The sequence below is a fragment of the Streptomyces sp. NPDC046931 genome (genome assembly GCF_040644655.1).
Classification (GTDB): Bacteria; Actinomycetota; Actinomycetes; order Streptomycetales; family Streptomycetaceae; genus Streptomyces.
Genome location: NZ_JBEYWX010000006.1, coordinates 218,792 through 237,684, shown reverse-complemented (window position 1 = coordinate 237,684; position 18,893 = coordinate 218,792). Strand labels below are relative to the sequence as shown.

Genomic DNA, 18,893 nt, shown 5'->3' with positions numbered 1-18,893 from the left:
GAGCGGTCGTGAGCGGGAAGCCGATGACCTGCGACCAGGCGGAGCTGAGGACGCTCTTCCTGTTCGAGAAGCTGGACTCCGAGCAGTTGACGCGGCTGTGCCGGGAAGGCCGGGTGGAGCTGTTCGAGCCGGGGCCGGTGTACACCGAGGGCGAGCCCGCCACCTGCTTCTTCGTTCTGCTGAACGGCACAGTGGTGCTCTCGCGCCGTGTCGGCACCGACGACGTGGAGATCAGCCGGACCTCGCAGCGCGGTGTGTACGCCGGTGCCTTCCAGGCGTACCTCGGCGACCGGGCCCGGGCGGCCCGGTACAACGGGTCGATGCGGGTCACCGAGCCTTCGCGGTTCTTCGTTCTGCCTGCCGAGACGTTCGCCGCGGTCATGCGGGACTGGTTCCCTATGGCGGTGCATCTGCTGGAGGGACTGTTCTTCGGCAGCAAGAACACCCAGCAGATCATCAACCAGCGGGAGCGGCTGCTGGCTCTCGGTTCCCTGTCGGCGGGTCTGACGCACGAGCTGAACAACCCGGCGGCCGCGGCCGTACGCGCCACGGCCGCGCTGCGCGAGCGGGTGGCCGGGATGCGGCACAAGCTCGGGGCGATCGCGGCCGGGCGGTACGAGCCGGACGCGTTGCAGACGCTGGTGGACATCCAGGAGCGGACGGCGGAACGGGTGGCGAAGGCCGCCCAGCTCAGTCCCCTGGAGGCGTCCGACCGCGAGGACGCGGTCGGCGACTGGCTGGACGACCACGGCATCCGGGGCGCCTGGCAGCTCGCGCCGACCTTCGTGCAGGCCGGCCTCGACACCGACTGGCTGGACCGGGTCGCGGTGGCCGTGGACGAGAGGACCCTGGAAGGCGCGATCCGCTGGCTCAACTACACGGTCGAGACCGAGCTGCTCATGAACGAGATCGAGGACTCCACGACCCGGGTCTCCACCCTCGTGAACGCGGCGCAGCAGTACTCGCAGCTCGACCGGGCGCCGTACCAGGTGGCCGATGTGCACGAACTCCTCGACAGCACCCTGCTGATGCTCTCCGGCAAGATCGGCAACCGGATCACCGTGGTCAAGGACTACGACCGCACCCTGCCGAGCGTGCCCGCCTACCCCGGCGAGCTGAACCAGGTGTGGACGAACCTCATCGACAACGCGGTGTCGGCGATGAACGACGGGGGCGGGGAGGGCACGCTGACCGTGCGGACGGCGCTCGACCGGGACCGGTTGCTGGTCGAGTTCCGGGACACGGGTCCCGGTGTGCCGCCGGAGATCCGGAGCCGCATCTTCGACCCGTTCTTCACCACCAAGCCGGTGGGCCAGGGCACCGGGCTCGGCCTGGACATCTCCTGGCGCATCGTCGTCAACAAGCATCACGGCAGTCTGGAGGTCCACACCGAGCCGGGGGACACACGGTTCCAGGTGTGGCTGCCCCTCACGGCCGGGGACTCCGACGCCCCGGCGCAGGACTCCGGAGCACAGCCCGGTTCCGAGACACCAGTGGAGGCATCATGACCACAGCGAGAGGAATCGACCCCAGCGTCCCGCCGAGCGGCTCGGGCTGCGTGGAGTGCGACGACGCGGGCGGGTGGTGGTTCCATCTGCGGCGCTGCACGCAGTGCGGGCACATCGGCTGTTGCGACGACTCCCCCGCCAAGCACGCGACCGCCCACCACCGTGCCACCGGGCATCCGATGATCCGCAGTTTCGAGCCGGGTGAGGAGTGGTTCTGGGATTACACCACCTCCGAGTTGTACGAATCCGGACCCGACCTGGCTCCGCCGGTCTCCCACCCCGTCGACCAGCCGGTGCCGGGGCCGGCGGGGCGGGTTCCGCGGAACTGGGCGGACGCGCTCAGCTAGGCGCGGACCGTCTGACGGCCCGTCGCCGGCTTCCCTTCCGGGGCTACGGCGGTATCGGGCCTGACGGGTTTCCCGGCTGATGACCATGAACACGGAATGTGTCCGGTGCGGCGGCGAGGTGGCGCCCGACGGTGTCTGCCGGCACTGCGGCGCGCCACAGCAGGCGTTCCGCGCGCATGTGGAGATCACGGTGGGCGCCGACGCGGCGGGAGTCAGCGACCGGGGCCACCGGCGGGAGGTCAACGCGGACTCCCTGACGCTGGCCGCCACCGGGGTGTGGACGGTCGGCGTGGTGTGTGACGGGGTGTCCCTGGCACCGCGCCCGGAGCGTGCGGCCCGGGTCGCCGCGGAGGCCGGGGCGGCGGCCCTGATCGCAGGGTTGCGGGAGGGGGAGGTGCCGGAGGTGGCGCTCACCGAGGCCGCCGGGCGCGCGGACCGGGCGGTGAGCGCACTGGCCGCCGCGCGGGACGATGCACCCGCCTGTACGTTCGTCGCGGGGGTCGCCGGCCCGGAGGGGATCTGGAGCGCCTGGGTGGGCGACAGCCGGGCCTACTGGCTGCCCGGCGAGGGACCGGGCCTGCTGATGTCCGAGGACGACACAAGCGAACGCGACGCCCTCACCGCCTGGCTCGGCGCCGACGCGGGGCCGGTGACCGCGCAGGTGCGGGGGCACAGACCCCGGGTGCGCGGCCGTCTGCTGCTGTGCACGGACGGCCTGTGGCGGCATCTCCCGGACGCCGCCGGGCTGCTGACGGTACTCGGGCGGCAGAAGCCGGATGTACTGGCCGATGCGCGCACCCTGGTGAGCCGGGCCCTGGACGCGGGTGGCGAGGACAACGTCACCGCGGCGGTCATCCGTGTGCCGCCTGCATCCCTCGGCAGCTGACAGCCCCTGTCCCGGAGGCGGCCGGGCAAGGCCGGCGGTTCAGCGGCGGATGCCGCGGGGCGCCCGGTTGCGGCGCAGCGGACCGCCGTGCAGGGGTGTCGTGTGCCAGCGGGCGGTGAAGGTGCCGGCGTCGGGGCCGTCCGCGTCGAGGGTGGCGGTCACGGTCAGGCGGTGCGGTGTCTCCAGGAACAGGACGTCGAGGCGCAGCGTGTCCGGGCTGGTCCAGCCGCCGCTCGCGGCCGTGGGGACCGGTCCGTCGTCGACGGTCCAGCCGGAGCGGGGAAGACGGAGGACGAGGCGGTCGTCGCCCTCCACGAGGGTCACCGTCCAGCCGTCGTCCGGGCCGGAGACCTCGACTACGTTCATGCTCGGCTGGGCGGCACAGCGCCCGTCCCCGGGTGTGAAGCGGGCCCCTGACCAGCGTCCGGAGTCCGCCGGGGGCGCGGGGTCGGCGGCGACCGGGGGCAGGGCGAGCCGGTCGAGCCGGTGCTGAAGGGCCTTGTCCTCGTCGTCACGGCCCGTCAGCGGGTCGGGTCCGAAAGCGGGCAGCAGATGGCTCCACATCGCGTCGAGCAGCGTCTGCATCTGCTCGGTCGCCGCGGTGGTGGCGATCACGGCGTCGTGCCGCGGCAGGACGACGCAGAACTGGCCGTACGCCCCGTCGCCGCGGTATCCGTGCCGCGACGTCCAGAACTGGAAGCCGTAGCCCTGCTGCCAGTCGGACCGGGCGCCCTCGGGTGTGCCGTCGGCGGTGGAGATGTGCGGGCGCGTGGCCTCGGCGACCCAGGAGGAGGACAGCAGGCGCCTGCCCTCCCAGACGCCGTCCTGGAGGTACAGCAGGCCCAGGCGGGCGACGGCGTCCGTGGTGGCGTGCAGTCCGCTGAAGCCGAGGTCGCGGCCGCGGGGATGCTGGAGCCAGGCGACGTCTCCGATGCCGAGCGGATCGAGGATCCTCGGGCGCAGATACTCGGTGAGCGACTGGCCCGAGCAGCGCTGGACGATCGCGGCGAGCGTGTAGGTCGCGGGCTGGTTGTAGGCGAAGACGGTGCCGGGGTCCCGGTCCGGCGGGATCAGCAGGAAGCCGCGCACGGGTTCGGCCCGGTCGGTTCCGAAGGCCGTGTCGTTGGTCTCGGCGAGGTGCCCGCTCGCCATGGAGGCGACATGCCGGACCAGCATGGCCCGGCTGCGGGGGTCGGTGATGTCCGCCGCGAAGTCCGGGAAGTACGAGATCACGGGCGCGTCGAGGTCGATGAGCCCCTCGGCGAGGGCCACTCCGGCGGCCGTCGAGGTGAAGCTCTTGCTGAGCGAGTACAGCAGGTGGAGGCGGTCGGCGGCGTACGGCGCCCACCAGCCGGAGGCCACCAGGCGGCCGTGACGGAGGATCATGAGGCTGTGCGGCTCTATGTCGGGTGCCGCTTCGACCGCGTCGAGGAACGCGTGGATCCCGCGGGCGTCGACCCCTTGCTCGGCGGGTGTGCTGGCGGGCAACGGACGGGCACTCATCCGGCGGGCCTCCTGGCGATCGCGGGTGGTGGGCACGGCTGGGGTTCGCGGTTCGCTGTATCCGCCATCCTTCCGGTCCGGGTCCGGGCATGTCCATGATCCCGCCGGAAAGGGACTCCCGGCGAGGCGGTCGTGCTGTCCGGTTTTCGTGTGCGCCGACCGGGAACTCGGGCACTTATGGTGCACATCGGATACACGATGATGACGGAGCAGGCGGGCCCGCGTGAGCTGGTCGACCATGTGGTACGGGCCGAGGAGGCCGGCTTCGACTTCTCCGTGACCTCGGACCACTACTTCCCGTGGCTGCGGGAGCAGGGGCACTCGCCGTACGCATGGAGTGTGCTGGGCGCCGCCGCGCAGGCCACCTCGAGGATTCCGCTGATGACCTACGTCACCTGCCCCAGCGTGCGCTACCACCCGGCGGTGGTGGCCCAGAAGGCCGCCACCATGCAACTGCTGTCGCAGGGCAGGTTCCGGCTGGGGCTCGGCTCCGGTGAGAATCTCAACGAGCATGTGGTGGGCCGGGGTTGGCCGTCGGTCGAGGTGCGCCACGAGATGCTGGAAGAGGCGGTCGGCATCATCCGCGACCTGTTCGGCGGCGGCCATGTCAGCTACCGGGGCAGGCACTTCGGCGTGGACTCGGCCCGGCTGTGGGACCTGCCGGACGAGCCGCCGCCGATCGGCATCGCCGTGTCCGGCGAGCGGTCCTGCGCCCTGGCGGGCCGGCTCGCCGACCTCGTCATCGCCACCGAGCCGAAGCGGGATCTGCTCGCCTCCTTCGACCGGCACGGCGGCGAGGGCAAGCCCCGGGTGGGGCAGCTGCCGGTCTGCTACGACCGGGACCGGGACACCGCCGTACGGCGAGCCCACGAGCAGTTCCGCTGGTTCGGCGGCGGCTGGAAGGTCAACTCGGAGCTGCCGCACCCGGATTCGTTCGCATCGGCCACTCAGTACGTCAGGCCCGAGGACGTGGCCTCCTCGATCCCGTGCGGCGACGATCCGGCGGACTTCGTCGACGCCGTACGGCCCTATGCCGAGGCCGGGTTCACGGAGATCGCGCTGGTGCAGGTCGGGGGCGACAGCCAGAGCGAGTTCATCGAGTGGTCGGCCAAGGAACTGCTGCCCGCGCTCCGGGAGGCCCTGCGCTGATCCCTGCGACAGGGGCACACCGGGGCCGAGTTGACGGTACGCCGCCATAATGAGCGGATGATCGACTTCTCCCCCACCCCCGTGCCCTCGTCCGAGCGGCGCGTGCCCGTCGTCATCGTCGGCGCGGGGCCGGCCGGGCTGACCCTTGCGAACGTCCTGCGGGATGCCTCCGTCGACTGCGTCGTCCTGGAGGCCGAGAGCCGGGAGTTCATCGAGCGGCGGCCCAGGGCCGGCTTTCTGGAGGAGTGGGCGGTGCGTGCGCTGGAGCGGCACGGGCTCGCCGGGGGCCTGCTGGAGCGGGCGACGACGCACAGCACCTGCGAGTTCCGTGTCGAGGGCGAACGGCACCGGTTCCCCTACACGGAGATCTCCGGTCACCACCACTTCGTGTATCCCCAGCCGCTGCTCGTCACCGACCTGGTGCGGGAGTACGCGGACGTCAGGGGCGGTGACATCCGCTTCGAGGTGCGCGACGTGGAGCTGCACGACATCGACACCGAGCGGCCGTCGGTGTCGTACACCGATCCGGACTCGGGCGTACGCCGCCGGATCGCCTGCGATGTCGTCGCAGGCTGCGACGGCGGCCGCGGGGTGAGCCGGGCCGCGCTGCCACCGGAGCGTGCCCACCTCGCGCGGCTCGACTACGGGGTCGCCTGGCTGGCGCTGCTCGCCGAGGCGCCGCCGTCGTCCGACTGCGTGGTCTTCGGGGTCCATCCGCGGGGGTTCGCCGCGCACATGGCCCGCGGCCCGCAGGTCACCCGCTACTACCTCCAGTGCCCGCCCGGCGACGACCCGGACAACTGGCCGGACGAACGCGTCTGGTCCGAGCTGCACATGCGGTTGTCCGCGGCGGGGGCGGCGCCGCTGACCGAGGGCCGGCTGATCGAGAAGCGGGTCCTCGACATGCACAACTACGTGGTGCAGCCGATGGCGTACGGGAGGCTGTTCCTCGCGGGCGACGCCGCCCATCTCGTCGCCCCGATCGCGGCGAAGGGCATGAACCTCGCCCTGCACGACGCGCTGCTGCTCGCCGACGCGTTGATCGCGTACCACAGCACGGGCCGGACCGGCGGACTGCGCGGCTACTCGGCGGCCTGTCTTCGGCGGGTGTGGGAGTACCAGGAGTTCTCGGAGTGGTTCTCCGAGCTGCTGCACGGTCCCTCGTCCGGCGATCCGTTCCGCGCGGGCAACGCGACGGCCCGGTTGCGGCGGCTGTTCCACTCGCCCGCCGCGGCAGCCGCGTTCGCGGAGTCGTACATCGGCTCGACCGCCATTGGTAACCCTCGGTAACTTACCGGCCGGTAGTCGACAGGACGCTATTCTCGCACGTGTGAGCGCATGTGCGAGCTCCGTACTCACGCCGGACGAATTCCTGTGCGGAGAAATCGCCTTCCTTTGAACACCCACCGTCACGCCCGCCGTACATCCGGGAAACGGGAGAGTCCCGTGCGCAGCGAGGGATGACGATGGACCACGGGCAGGTCTCCACCAGGGAGTTGATCGCCGGACGGTACCGGACGCTCGGGGTCGTCCACCAGGAGGAGGGACGGACCGTCGCTCTGGCCGAGGACCTGGAGTTCGGGCGGCCGGTCACGCTCGTCGGGTCGCGGCTCGCTCCGCTGCGTCCCGAGGCCGGCGCACGCCGCACGGTGACCCGGATCCTGCGCGAATCGGAGGCGATGCAACTGCTGTGCCCGGCCGGGGTCGCCACCGTCCTGGACGCGGTCGAGGACAACGGTGTCCTGTGGACCGTGACGGAACGGATCGAGGGCACACCGCTGGGCGAGATCCTGGCCCGCGGCCCCCTCAACTACGTGCGCGCCGCCCGGATCGGCCTCGGCATCCTGGACGTGCTGGAGGCCGCCCACCGCAGGGGCATCACCCACGGCGACCTGAGCCCCGGCCAGGTGTTCGTGGGCAAGGACGGCAGCGTCGTGGTGACCGGGTTCGGGCTGATCGGCGCGTCCGTCACCCAGCGGGTCAGCGCACCGTCGTACGCCGCCCCCGAACAGGCCCGCGGGTCGAGCGCCGGGCCGGAGGCCGACCAGTGGGCGCTGGGTGCGCTCCTGTACGCGATGGCGGAGGGCCGTCCGCCGTTCAAGGACCGGGGGCCCGCCGAGGCGACGCTGCGCGCGGTGGAGCGGTTGCCGCTGCGCTCCCCGGTGAACGCCGGCCCGCTCGCCCCGGCCGTCACGGGGCTGCTGCGCCGGGACGCCCTGGAGCGGGTGCCGGAGCCGGTGGTGCGTGCCTCCCTGACGCGCATCCTGAACGACGACGTGGAGAGCTCCGCGCCTGAGGCGCTGACACCGCGCTTCGGCGCTGCGTGGCTGGTGGCGCACCGGGCGGGACGCGCCTGGAGCAGTCCTGCCGTGCGCCGGTCGGCGCTGGCGGGGGCGGCTCTGGTGGTCGCGGCCTCGTCGGTCGCCGTCCTCGTCACGGCGGGCGGGCCCGGCGGCACCCCTTCGGCCGGTGCGCAGCCGTCACGTTCCGGCGCGCCGTCTACGTCGGCGACCCCGTCCGGCGACAGCGCCGACCGCAAGACGTCCCCTCCCGGAACCGGTGGAACGGCGGCCCCGTCCCCGTCGGGCCCTTCCGGCGATCCGGACGGCGGCTTCAACCGCTATGTCGCGCCCGAGGGCTTCTCCGTCGACCTGCCGCGGGGATGGAAGCGCCTGCGCACGTACCAGGCGGCCGAGGACACCTACAGAGTGACCTTCGGTGCGAGCGGGGATCCGCGCACGCTGACGGTCACCGAAGGCGTGCGCCTCGGCCAGGACCCGGTCGCGGTCTGGCGGGACCTGGAGCCGTCCCTTCGGAGCGCCTACGGCGACTACGCCCGCGTGGGCACCATCCGCTCCGTGACGTACCAGGGTTACCAGGGCGCCGACATGGTGTGGCTGTCCACGGTGGACGGCGTCCGGGTGCGCACCTTCGGCCGCGGCTTCCTCACCGGAGGCGGCCGCGGCTTCTCCCTGCGCTGGACGACTCCGGCCGCCGACGCGGACGGCGCCGCCGACCGGCAGGCGCTGAACGTCATCCTGGGATCCTTCCGCCCGACGGAGCGGTGACGGCGGGGCCCCGTCGTCACGGGGCCCCGGTGCGTCCGCCCCGGCGGCGCGGGTCACCGGCGGCTCTCCGGGTGACGGCGGTCCGGCGTCCGCTGGGCCAGCCACAGGGCGACCGCCTCGGCGATCGGCTGCCCGGTCTCCAGTTCGATGAAGCCGAACTGCCCGCCCTGGTTGCACTCCAGGAACCACCACAGCCCCTCCTCGTCCTCGGCGAAGTCGAAGGCCGCGTAGGCGAGTCCGGACAGCGTGAGGTACTCGTGCACCGACTTCACGACGCGCTCCGGCACCACCGTCGTCTCCCAGAGGTGCTCGGTGTCGCCGTACCGGCCGTCGATCTGTCCCGGCGCGGCCCTCTTGCGCGCGCCGAACAGCCGGGTGCCGACGCAGGTCAGCCGGATGTCGGCGCGCTTGGGGATATAGCGCTGGAGCAGGGCGGGACCCGCCGCCACGGCGGAGAAGTCGGTGTCGGGTCCGATGAGCGTGGTGGGTAGCGCCAGCCCGGGATCGTCCGGCGGTGGCCCCGAGGCCGACTTCACGACCACGTCCCGGTACTCCTCGGCGAACTGCTGGGCGACGCGCGGGGCGGTGGTGATGACGGTGGGCGGCACGGCGAAGCCGCTGAGATGGGCGATCCGCAACTGCCACGGCTTGTACCGGGCCTGGTCGGCGTTGCGGGGGTGGTTCATCCAACGGGTCGTGGCCGAGTAGAGCATTCCGTACAGGGCCTGGCGGGTCTCGGCGGTCAGCCACGCGGAGGCCTCCGCGGCGTGCGCCGCGGGCTCACCCGGCCTGCGCACCCACACCGAGCGCAGGCCACCCATGCTCAGGACGTGCCCGTTGACGGAGAGATGGCCGTCGAAGTCGCCGTGGGCGTAGTCGGCGGACAGTACCGCCTTGCCGGGGAGATCGGCGGGATCCAGGCGCATCACGGGAACGCCCCGCTCCTGTAGCTGGGCCACCGCCATGTCGGCGGTCACGTCCTGCTCGGACGTGAGGATGAGGACCGTCATCCGGGTGCGCCGCCGTCAGTCGTCGAAGTGCGTCTGGGAGCCGGCGGTGGACGTCGTCGTACCGGCCGCGTGCAGCAGCGCACGGTCGCTCACGGCGAGACGGCCGTCGGGCAGCACGTTCAGCTGCCGGGATGCGTCGAAGTGATACGGCGTCACCACGGCCGGAAGCCGTTGGGGCACGGCGTAGTTGAGGGTGAACGGTCGCACGGAAAACCTCCACGGTCGAAAGTTGCCTCTTCGCAACCTTTTACGTCTCTACCCCGTAAGGAATTCATCACTTTCCGCCACATCAGGGTGAAGGTCATCACATTGTCGGGACCGGCACGTTGACTTCAGGGGCAGTCCTCGGCACGCCGGATGCGCGCTGTCAGTGCACTCGGCGACAATGCGGGTAAAGATCATCGCGACCGGGGCGGGAGGACCGCCCGCCCGTGCCCCCGAAAGGCTGACCCACCATGACGCGCCCTCGGCTCAGTGCCCGTGCTGCCGAAGTGCTGCGCCTGATCATGGACCAGCGCCTGCCGGTCTTCCTCACCGTGCATGCCGACGGGCGCCGCCGGTACGGCTGTTGGCAGTCCGGCGGCCGTCATACGGCACTGCCCACCGACGAGTGCGACGCACTGCTCGTGGCGGGGCGCATCGTGCTCGGCGATCCCGTGGTGGACCGGGCCAAGACCACCTACCGGGTACGGGCCGCGGCGCGGGGCACGATCCGCGCCGGCCGCTCCGCCCTGACTGCCTGACGACCGCTCGGCGAGGACGGCCGGCGGCGGCTCCGCTTCGACGGACCGACGGCTCGTCGGCTGACGACCGGTACGCCGGGCGGCACCTACCAGCGGCCCTCGACCTGATCCTTGATCCGCCGGTCGTACAGCTCCCCGATCGCGTCGAGAGTCTCCCGGGACAGCGGAGGCAGCTTGGCGACCGCCGCGTTGGCGCGGGCCTGATCCACCGAACGGGCGCCGGGGATCACCGAGGTCACGCCGGGCTGCTGAATGATCCAGGCGAGCGCCGTCTGGGCCGGGGTGAAGCCCTCGGGGGCGAGGGCGGCGAACTCCGCCGCCGCCTCCACGCCCGTCTCGTAGTCCACGCCGGAGAAGGTCTCGCCCTGGTCGAAGGCCTCTCCGTGGCGGTTGAAGGAACGGTGGTCGTTCGCGGCGAAGACCGTGTCCTTGGTGTACTTCCCCGACAGCAGGCCGGAGGCGAGCGGCACTCGGGCGATGATGCCCACACCCGCCTCCCGCGCCGCCGGGAGCACCTCGCGCAACGGCTTCATCCGGAACGGGTTGAGGATGATCTGCACGCTCGCCACGTTCGGGCGGGCGATCGCGGTGAGCGCCTCGGCGCAGGTCTCGACGCTCACGCCGTACGCGGCGACCCGGCCCTCCTCGACCAGCGTGTCGAGGGCGTCGTACACCTCGTCGGAGGAGTAGACGGGCGTCGGCGGGCAGTGAAGCTGCACCAGGTCGAGACAGTCGACGCCGAGATTGCGCCGGGAGCGGTCGTTCCAGACGCGGAAGTTGTCCAGGACGTAGTTCTGCGGGATCTGGTCGACGCGGCGCCCCATCTTGGTCGCCACCAGCACATGCAGGTCGGGCCTGCCCAGCAGGCAGGCGGCGATGGCCTGCTCGCTGCGCCCGTCGCCGTACACGTCGGCGGTGTCGAAGAACGTCACGCCCGACTCGGCGGCCGCCTCCAGCACGTCGTGAGCGTCCTTGTCGTCGACGTCGCCCCAGTCCGCTCCGAGTTGCCAGGTGCCGAGGCCGATGACCGACGCGTGCTGCCCCGACCTGCGGAATTCTCGCTCTTCCATGCGGCCAGTGTGTCACCCGGGCCCCCCGGAGCACGGAACGCCCGTCCTGCGCGCCGCACACACTAGATTGTGCAGCGACGACCGAGGAGACGCCCATGCCCGCCCGCCCCCGCCTGCTGTACGTGACCGACCTGGCCTACCCGGCGCGCGGGCGGCGCTACTGCGACGAGGACATCGACCTGTCCTCCCGGTTGCGTGCGGACTTCGACATCGCCCTGTGCCATCCGCTGGACGCGGCCGCGCTCATGGACGGCTTCGACGCCGTCGTCGTGCGCAACAGCGGACCGGTGCTGCACTACCAGGAGGCCTACGACGCCTTCCGCGCCCGGGCCGCCGCGCACGGCACCCGGGTGTACAACCCGCTGACCGGGCGGGCCGACATGGCCGGCAAGCGGTATCTGCTGGACCTGACCGCAGCCGGATTCCCGGTGATCCCCACCGTGGACCGCCCCGAGGACCTCGGCCGGCTGCCCGAGGCGGCCCAGTACGCCGTGAAGCCGAAGGCCGGGGCGGACTCCATAGGCCTTGACTTCCTGCCCCTCCCCCGGCTGGCGGAGGTCACCTGGGGCGGCATCCTGGTCCAGCCCCGCATCGACTTCCGCTACGAGGTGTCGTTCTACTACGTCGACGACGCCTTCCAGTACGCGCTGCACGCCCCGGACCCCGAGCGGCGCTGGGTCCTCGAACCCTACGAGCCCACGGACGCCGATCTGGCCTTCGCCCGGCGCTTCATCGACTGGAACACCCTCGACCACGGCATCCAGCGCGTGGACGCCTGCCGCACCCGGGAGGGTGAGCTGCTGCTGGTCGAGCTGGAGGACCTCAACCCCTATCTGTCCCTCGACCTGGTACCCGGCCGGACCCGTGACGCCTTCGTCGCCGCGCTGAAGGCCTCCCTCCACCGGTTCCTGCAGGGCGCGGGAGCGGTTCGTCCCGGCGGGGCTTCCTTGCGGTGAGCGCGGGTCGCGGTCCCGGCTCAGGAGCCCAGCAGCCGGCGTAGCCAGCGCTCCCGGGCCGCCCGGGCCTCCCGGGAGAGCGCGGCCTGCGGGGCGAGCCCGTCGAACCCGTGGAACCCACCCGGCCAGACATGCAGTTCGGCGCGGCCGCCCGACTGCCAGATGCGGGTGGCGTAGGCGACGGCCTCGTCCCGGAAGGTCTCCGCGGAACCGACGTCGATGAAGGCGGGCGGGAGCCCGGACAGTTCGGTGGCCCGGGCCGGTGCGGCATACGGCGGCACGTCCGGGCCGCCGCGCGCGTCGCCGAGCAGCGCGCCCCAGCCGGTCTCGTTCGCGGTACGGTCCCACATGCCGCGTCCGGCCATCTGGCGGGCGGAGACCGAGTCGTTGCGGTCGTCAAGCATCGGGCACAGCAGCATCTGCCCGAAGAGGGCCGGACCGCCGCGGTCCCTGGCGAGCAGGGCAAGTGCCGCGGTCAGGCCGCCGCCGGCGCTGCTGCCTGCGATGACGATCCGCCGCGGGTCGATACCGAGTTCCTCGGCGTTCCCGGCGATCCACCCAAGGCCCGCGTAGCAGTCCTCGACCGGGGCCGGGTGCGGATGTTCGGGAGCCAGCCGGTAGTCCACCGAGACCACCGCGAGCCCCAGTTCACCGGCCCAGTCGAGCGCTTCGTCCACGCCCGCCCGGTTGTTGCCGAGGATCATCCCGCCGCCGTGGATGCAGTAGAGGGCCGGCAGCGGGCGGCTCGCCCCCGTCGGCCGGCAGACGAGCAGGGAGACGTCCGGGGCTCCGGCCGGCCCCGGCACCGCTCGCTCCTCGACCTCGAAGGTGCCCTCACGGCCCAGGTCCTCGTCCGAGGGCGGTTCGACGAGGGCGCCCGCCCGCACCTCGGGGATCGCCTCGGGAGGGAACCCCGGCGACAGCCGGCAGGCGAGCGGTTCCAGAGCGGCCGCCAGCTCGGGATCGAAGGGCGGCGGCGGAGGGACCGTCCCATCGTCCTCGGCAGCCCGGGAGGTCGTGGGCTCGGCACTCATGGCTGCTCCTCGGTCACAGGTACGAGAGGGCGCGCACGGCCGCGCCCTCTCCCTACTGTCGGTGCGACGGTTCCGTGTCGCCGGTCGGACGGTGGACTCAGGCCGGCCTACGGCTCTCCAGCTGGAGCTCGACCTCGACCTCCTGGTCCCCGGCCACCACGCCCAGCTGCTGCACGACGAACGTTTCGTCCAGGGCGCGGCGCACGCGTTCCACCGCCCGGGGCTCGCCCTGGATTTCGGCCTTCACGGGGCCGGACAAGGACGGTGGCGACGGCGTCGCCGAGGACTCCCCAGGGGACGCCGAGGTGTCGAACCGGCCGGTCCACATCGTCGGCCGGGACCCTGCGGTCTCGCGCGGTACGTCCTCGGCGCAACGGTCCGAGCCGAAGTGCCGGCACAGTTCGGCGAACAGGCTCCCGGCGTCCGTCGCCGAGCAGTCGCTGACCACCACCTCGACCTCGGGTGCGTGCGCTTGGGGCGAGTTCACGGCCGCTCCTCTCCTTCGTGGGCCGACGCTTCCGTCCTGGGCGGACGCGGGTACCCCTCCCCCCGGCCTCCATGCACGACGGTACGGCCGAAGCGACGCGTGCGCCTGTCGGGAGCCGGCAGTGATTGTCGGCCGTAAGGGCCCTGGTCAGCGCTGTCGGTGAGCTATGTTGAAGGCCTACGGACATGAAGGAGGCGGTCCGGTGCCATCGCCGCAGCAGGCACGCGCGCAGACCTCTGCGATCACTGCGGGCAAGACGGCCCCGGAAATGGGAGCCAGCCCGACGTCCCAGCTCAGAGAGCTGTTCGACGGTCCGCGACTGTCCCCCGGACATCGCCGTATCGCCCAGTACCTGATCGAGCACATCACCGAGGCCGCGTTCCTGTCGATCACGGACCTGGCCGAGCGGGTGGGCGTCAGCCAGCCCTCGGTGACGCGTTTCGCCGCGGCCGTCGGTTTCAGCGGTTATCCGGCGCTGCGGGAGAAGCTCCAGGCCATCGCGCTGAGCAGCCTCGGCAGTCCGGGCACCCCGGCGGAGCAGCGCAGCAACGAGCTCCAGGCGGCCGTGGACGCGGAGATCGAGAACCTGGAGAACCTGCGCCGGGACCTCGCGGACCCGGACCAGGTGATCCGCGTGGGGCAGGCGCTGTCGCAGTCGACACCGCTGACCGTGATGGGCCTGCGCATCTCCGGTTCGCTCGCCGAGTACTTCGCGTACGGGGCGCGCCGAGTCCATCCCGATGTACGGCTGGTGACCCGTGGCGGCACCGTCGCCTATGACGCGCTGCTCCAGTCACGGGAGGCCGGCGGTACCTGGGTGCTGGCGTTCGGGATGCCCCGGCACGCCCAGGAGAGCCTGACCGCGGTGCGGGTGGCGCGCAGCGCGGGGCTCAAGGTCGCCCTGATCACCGATCTGGCCTTTGGACCGCTGGCCGACGAGGCCGATGTCGTGTTCGCCACCGGCACCGGCTCGCGCCTGGTCTTCGACTCGTACGCCGCCCCCGGTCTGATGGCCGCCGCCCTTCTGCAGGCCATGACCGACGCCGATCCGGAGCGGACGCAGGCCCGCCTCGAGGAGTACGAGCAGATCGCGGACCAGCATCAGTTCTTCCTCAAGGAGTGACGGGACGGCGCCGCCCGTCCTCGGTCCGTTGCAGCCGGCCGTACGGAGACCGTCCCTTCACCCACACAAGATGGGACTTTCCGCACCAACCCGCTGGTGAATTTTTCCATGTCCTTGCGTACCTGCCGGTATATATAAATACTGCTCGCGGATCGTGATCCGGGCTTCCCCTCCCGGCGCACGCCGTACGGACAACCAGGGCCGTCCGCTCCTACCCACGGGCGCCGGATGTCCGGCCGGGACCCGCTTGCGCGGGCGTCCATGGCGGCGGCTCCGGCCCTCCCCTAGACCGGAGCCGCCCCCAAGTTGCCGCACACCCTGAGCCGACGTGACCCGGAAGCGAAGACCATGGCCTTGACGACGTACTCGCCGATCAGCTCGGACTGGCCGTGCCAGGTCAAAACACCCGGTAGCTACGACTGGGAGCGATCGGCCGCCAAATGGCTGCGCGAACTCGTCCCTGCCCGCTACGCCAGCTACCCGGCCCTGATCCGCCACCCCGTCCTGCTCGCCCGGCATGCGCAGATCCAGGTGCAGCAGGAGGTGCGGGTCGCCCGGACCGCGCTCCAGACCGCGCGGTACGAGCTGCCACAGCTGGGCCTGCCGGAGTCGGTCATCGAGCACACGATCAGGCTGTACGCCGCCGAGGTGATGCAGCTCCAGCACATCGCACGCAGCGTGCGCGCGGTCACCCAGGCCCTGGTGGAGAGCAGCGGCTCGCGCGGCCACTGACCGCGGCGCGTACGCCCCCGCCCGCCGCCACCGTCCGGGTCATGCGGCCCGGCACAGGCACTGTCCACCGCGAAGCCGGGCATCCGTAGGAGAGGACGACTCCTACGGATGCCCTGGAGCTGTGCATGGACTCCACGAGCTGGACCGTGATCGCCGTCGTCGCGGTTCTCGCGGCGGCCCTGCTCGGCGTGGCGCTCGCGCTGCTGCTGAGGCTGGTCCGCACGCGCCGCGACCTGCGCCGTGCAGGACTGCCGACGGGACCCCGATGGGTGTTCTGGGGCGCGGTCCTGTACCTCGTGCTGCCGACCGATCTGCTGCCCGACCCCGTCTATCTGGACGACATCGCCGTCCTGCTGCTGGCCCTGAAGTCGATGCGGGCCGCCGTACCGGTACGGGAACCCGGGCGCGGTGACAGCGCGTTGTCCGACTGACGGGCGGCGGTCCGCTCCACCGCCCGCGCCGCGGCAGCGGCAACGGCAGCGGCAGCGGCAGCGGCAGCGGCAGCGGCAGCGGCAACGGCAACGGCAACGGCAACGGCAACGGCACGGACGGGCGGCGGGATGAGCGAGCTGATTCCCGGGGGCAATCTGCCCCTGCCGGACGGCACCCTGACGCTCCGGGTGCCGGGACCCTTCGACCTGTGTGCGCTCGTCACGGACGCCGGTGGCAGGGTGCGGGACGACGCGGACTTCGTGGACTACAACCAGCGCTCCGCGCCCGGGGTGCGGCTGTTCGACGGGGGCATTCGTCCGGCCGGGTTGAGGGCCGGAGCGGACGGCGTGACGGTGGTCCTGAGCCCGGCCGCCACTTCCGGTGCCCTGGGGGCCCTGCCCGCCCCGACGCTGCACGTCACGGACGCCGGCGGCCGTCCCGTCGCCCGGTTCGCCCCGCCGCCCGCGCAGCGGGAGACCGTCCTGCTGCTCGCCGAGCTGTACCGGCGGGGGCCGGCCTGGAAGCTGCGGGCGCTCGGCCAGGGATACGCGGACGGACTCGCGGGTCTGGCCCGGGACTTCGGGGTGGAGGTGACCGAGGAAGCCCCCTCGACGCCTCGACCGGGGCCGGGGCCGGTGCACGCGCCTGGCTCCGACGGTTTCCTCGCCCTCGTCAACGCCGCCCGTGCCGAGGCCGGTTCCCCGGCCGTGACGCTCGACCCACGGCTCGCCGCGGCGGCGCGGGCCCACTCCTCCGGTATGGCGGCCCGGGGGGCGCCGGCCTCCGAGGGCGCGGACGGCACCTCCGTCCACCAGCGGATCACGGCGTGCGGATACGCGTATCTGACGGTCGGCGAGCATCTCGTCTCCGGTCCGCGCACTGCGGCCGAGTTCGTGCAGTACTGCCTGTCCGAGGAGCGGTCGCGCCGGACCCTGTGCGAACCGGCGTTCACCGAGGCCGGATGGGCGTGCGTCCCGGACCGGCGCTCGGGCGACCTGTACTGGACGGCACTGTGGGCCCGGCCCTTCACCCCGGCCGGGCCGGCGCGGACGGTGACGGAGGTGCTCGCCCTGACCAACGCCGAGCGGGCCGCGGTCGGCCTGCCCCCGCTCGCCGCCGACCCGCTGCTCGCGGCGGTGGCCCAGGCGCACAGCGCCGACATGGTGGCGCACGCCTTCTACGCGCACACCTCGCCCGACGGTCGTGAGCCCTGGGACCGCGCGGCAGCCGCGGGGTCCCGTCACCGCAGGGTGGGCGAGAACATCGCCTGCGGACAGCGCTCCCCCGCCGAAGTCGTCCACGGCTGGATGGACAGCCCGGGCCACCGGGCCAACATCCTCGGGCCCGCCTTCTCCCACCTGGGGGTCGGTTTCACGGGCGGCGGCCGGGACGGCACGTACTGGACGCAGTTGTTCGGCGGCTGACGCCCCGAGTTCCTCACACTCCCCGGCGACTTTCCCGCGTGGGTGCAACCCAACCACCCCTAAGGCGCGTAGAGATGATGCCGGCGCCCCTTCCGGGCGCGGTCCGTGCCGGAAACCGGCACCGGGAGAAGGAAACTGGGAGAGAAGAGCTGATGGTCTCAGCAACGGTGGGCAGGGGCACGGCGCTCGGCGCGGTCCTGCTGTCCCTCCTGGCGGTCCCCGCGCAGGCCGCCACCACGACGGCCACCCCCGGCCCCACCACCAGGGCGGCCACGGCCGGGAAACTGCCGGCGCCCGACATGTCCCGTCTGGACGGCGTGTTGCGCACGGCGCTGACACAGGGCGCCCCTGGCGCGATGGCGCGCGTCGACGACAACGGCACGGTGCACACGGCGGCCGAGGGTGTCGCCGACCGGTCCACCGGGCGGGGCATCAGCGCCACCGACCGATTCCGGATCGGCAGCGTCACCAAGAGCTTCTCCACGGTCGTCCTGCTGCAACTCGTCGACCAGGGCAAGCTGAACCTCGACGCCTCGGTGAACTCGTACCTGCCGGGGCTGCTGCCCGACGACCGGATCACGGTGCGTCATGTGCTCAGCCACCGCAGCGGCCTGTACGACTACACCAACGACATGTTCGAGAAGACGGTGCCGGGCTTCGAGGCGGTGCGCAACAAGGTCTTCTCCTACCAGGACCTGGTGAAGCTGTCGCTGGCGAAGCCGCTCACCAATGCGCCGGGGGCGGCGTACTCGTACTCGAACACCAACTTCGTCGTCGCCGGCATGCTCATCGAGAAGCTGACGGGGCACTCCGTGCGGACGGAGTACCTCGGACGGATCATCAACCCGCTGGGGCTGCGCGACACGTTCTACGTCCACCCGGACACCGCGATCCCGGGGCGGCACGCGAACGGCTACCTCACGCCCGACCAGGCCGGTGCGGCTCTCGTGGACTCCACCGAGCAGACCGTGTCATGGGCACAGAGCGCGGGTGCGATGATCTCCAGCACCCGCGATCTGAACACCTTCTTCTCGGCGCTGATGCGGGGGAAGCTGCTCTCCGCCGCGCGGTTGGCGCAGATGAGGCAGTGGCAGCCGGTCAACAGCACCCAGGGCTACGGTCTCGGGTTGCGCCGCCGGGACCTGTCGTGCGGCATCTCGGTGGTGGGTCACACAGGCACCGTCCAGGGGTACTACACCTACGCGTTCACCTCACAGGACGGCAGGCGCAGCGTCACGGCGCTCGCGAACACCTCGAACAACGCCTCGGTCCTCGGCACCATGGCCCGCACGCTCGAAGCCGCCTTCTGCGGCGCGCAGTCAACCACATCCGTCACCCGTGGGGCGGCTCCGGCCGAGCGGCACGAGGACATCGCCCCGTCCGTCACCCGCGACTGAAGCACTCCCGTGCGGCCGGGGTCC

The 18,893-nt window shown here is 72.1% G+C and carries 19 protein-coding genes; 13 read left to right on the top strand and 6 right to left on the bottom strand.

Annotated elements, in window-relative coordinates; genetic code table 11:
• The first annotated feature begins 8 nt into the window (after positions 1–8).
• The 3 genes from ABZ876_RS14800 (at position 9) to ABZ876_RS14790 (ending at position 2,741) form a co-directional block, all read left to right on the top strand.
• Positions 9–1,508, top strand: coding sequence for an ATP-binding protein (locus ABZ876_RS14800; protein WP_361779672.1), 1,500 nt, complete (start codon positions 9–11; stop codon positions 1,506–1,508).
• Positions 1,505–1,855 carry a UBP-type zinc finger domain-containing protein gene (locus tag ABZ876_RS14795; RefSeq protein ID WP_361779669.1) on the top strand — a complete coding sequence of 117 codons (351 nt, stop codon included), beginning with the start codon at positions 1,505–1,507 and terminating at the stop codon, positions 1,853–1,855. The genes ABZ876_RS14800 and ABZ876_RS14795 overlap by 4 nt, the downstream gene beginning before the upstream one ends.
• An 85-nt stretch (positions 1,856–1,940) precedes the next feature.
• Positions 1,941–2,741 (top strand): protein phosphatase 2C domain-containing protein, encoded by an 801-nt coding sequence (locus ABZ876_RS14790; RefSeq protein ID WP_361779666.1) that lies wholly within the window; start codon positions 1,941–1,943, stop codon positions 2,739–2,741.
• A 39-nt stretch (positions 2,742–2,780) separates the two neighbouring features.
• On the opposite strand, the gene ABZ876_RS14785 is transcribed toward ABZ876_RS14790, so the two are convergent.
• Positions 2,781–4,244, bottom strand: a complete 1,464-nt coding sequence (locus tag ABZ876_RS14785; protein ID WP_361779663.1) for a serine hydrolase domain-containing protein — start codon at positions 4,242–4,244, stop codon at positions 2,781–2,783.
• A gap of 177 nt (positions 4,245–4,421) precedes the next feature.
• Here ABZ876_RS14785 and ABZ876_RS14780 point away from each other — a divergent pair, with 177 nt between their 5' ends.
• From ABZ876_RS14780 to ABZ876_RS14770, 3 genes are all read left to right on the top strand, one after another.
• Positions 4,422–5,393, top strand: a complete 972-nt coding sequence (locus ABZ876_RS14780; RefSeq protein ID WP_361779660.1) for an LLM class F420-dependent oxidoreductase — start codon at positions 4,422–4,424, stop codon at positions 5,391–5,393.
• A gap of 57 nt (positions 5,394–5,450) precedes the next feature.
• Positions 5,451–6,683, top strand: coding sequence for a 4-hydroxybenzoate 3-monooxygenase (locus ABZ876_RS14775; RefSeq protein WP_361779657.1), 1,233 nt, complete (start codon positions 5,451–5,453; stop codon positions 6,681–6,683).
• A gap of 176 nt (positions 6,684–6,859) precedes the next feature.
• The gene (locus ABZ876_RS14770) at positions 6,860–8,461 is read left to right on the top strand and encodes a protein kinase (protein ID WP_361779654.1); all 1,602 of its coding nucleotides are present in this window, start codon (positions 6,860–6,862) and stop codon (positions 8,459–8,461) included.
• Between the two features lie 53 nt (positions 8,462–8,514).
• On the opposite strand, the gene tgmB is transcribed toward ABZ876_RS14770, so the two are convergent.
• Positions 8,515–9,471 carry an ATP-grasp ribosomal peptide maturase gene (tgmB, locus tag ABZ876_RS14765; RefSeq protein ID WP_361779651.1) on the bottom strand — a complete coding sequence of 319 codons (957 nt, stop codon included), beginning with the start codon at positions 9,469–9,471 and terminating at the stop codon, positions 8,515–8,517.
• A gap of 15 nt (positions 9,472–9,486) precedes the next feature.
• Positions 9,487–9,678, bottom strand: coding sequence for a putative ATP-grasp-modified RiPP (gene tgmA / locus ABZ876_RS14760; protein ID WP_361779648.1), 192 nt, complete (start codon positions 9,676–9,678; stop codon positions 9,487–9,489).
• Between the two features lie 248 nt (positions 9,679–9,926).
• Here tgmA and ABZ876_RS14755 point away from each other — a divergent pair, with 248 nt between their 5' ends.
• Positions 9,927–10,214 (top strand): hypothetical protein, encoded by a 288-nt coding sequence (locus ABZ876_RS14755; protein ID WP_361779645.1) that lies wholly within the window; start codon positions 9,927–9,929, stop codon positions 10,212–10,214.
• A gap of 86 nt (positions 10,215–10,300) precedes the next feature.
• Here ABZ876_RS14755 and ABZ876_RS14750 read toward each other — a convergent pair whose 3' ends face one another.
• Entirely contained in the window at positions 10,301–11,284 is a 984-nt protein-coding gene (locus ABZ876_RS14750) for an aldo/keto reductase (protein ID WP_361779642.1), read from the bottom strand.
• A 95-nt stretch (positions 11,285–11,379) separates the two neighbouring features.
• Between ABZ876_RS14750 and ABZ876_RS14745 the strand changes: the two genes are divergently transcribed.
• Positions 11,380–12,240: a hypothetical protein gene (locus ABZ876_RS14745; protein ID WP_361779639.1), complete on the top strand. Its 861-nt coding sequence runs from the start codon at positions 11,380–11,382 to the stop codon at positions 12,238–12,240.
• 20 nt (positions 12,241–12,260) lie between these two features.
• Here the strand turns inward: ABZ876_RS14745 and ABZ876_RS14740 are convergent, their stop codons facing one another.
• Both ABZ876_RS14740 and ABZ876_RS14735 read right to left on the bottom strand, forming a co-directional pair.
• On the bottom strand, positions 12,261–13,274 hold the full coding sequence (locus ABZ876_RS14740; protein ID WP_361779636.1) for an alpha/beta hydrolase: 1,014 nt from the start codon (positions 13,272–13,274) through the stop codon (positions 12,261–12,263).
• A 97-nt stretch (positions 13,275–13,371) separates the two neighbouring features.
• Entirely contained in the window at positions 13,372–13,761 is a 390-nt protein-coding gene (locus ABZ876_RS14735; RefSeq protein WP_361779633.1) for a hypothetical protein, read from the bottom strand.
• Between the two features lie 202 nt (positions 13,762–13,963).
• On the opposite strand from ABZ876_RS14735, the gene ABZ876_RS14730 reads away from it, so the two are divergent.
• From ABZ876_RS14730 to ABZ876_RS14710, 5 genes are all read left to right on the top strand, one after another.
• Complete coding sequence (locus tag ABZ876_RS14730) at positions 13,964–14,884, top strand: MurR/RpiR family transcriptional regulator (protein WP_361779630.1); 921 nt, start codon at positions 13,964–13,966, stop codon at positions 14,882–14,884.
• Positions 14,885–15,232: 348 nt separating this feature from the next.
• Complete coding sequence (locus ABZ876_RS14725) at positions 15,233–15,616, top strand: hypothetical protein (protein ID WP_361779627.1); 384 nt, start codon at positions 15,233–15,235, stop codon at positions 15,614–15,616.
• Between the two features lie 125 nt (positions 15,617–15,741).
• Entirely contained in the window at positions 15,742–16,047 is a 306-nt protein-coding gene (locus tag ABZ876_RS14720) for a YkvA family protein (RefSeq protein WP_361779624.1), read from the top strand.
• 129 nt (positions 16,048–16,176) lie between these two features.
• Complete coding sequence (locus ABZ876_RS14715) at positions 16,177–17,472, top strand: CAP domain-containing protein (RefSeq protein WP_361779622.1); 1,296 nt, start codon at positions 16,177–16,179, stop codon at positions 17,470–17,472.
• A gap of 152 nt (positions 17,473–17,624) precedes the next feature.
• A complete protein-coding gene (locus tag ABZ876_RS14710; protein WP_361779619.1) occupies positions 17,625–18,869 on the top strand; it encodes a serine hydrolase domain-containing protein in 1,245 nt (414 codons plus the stop codon).
• Positions 18,870–18,893 lie beyond the last annotated feature (24 nt).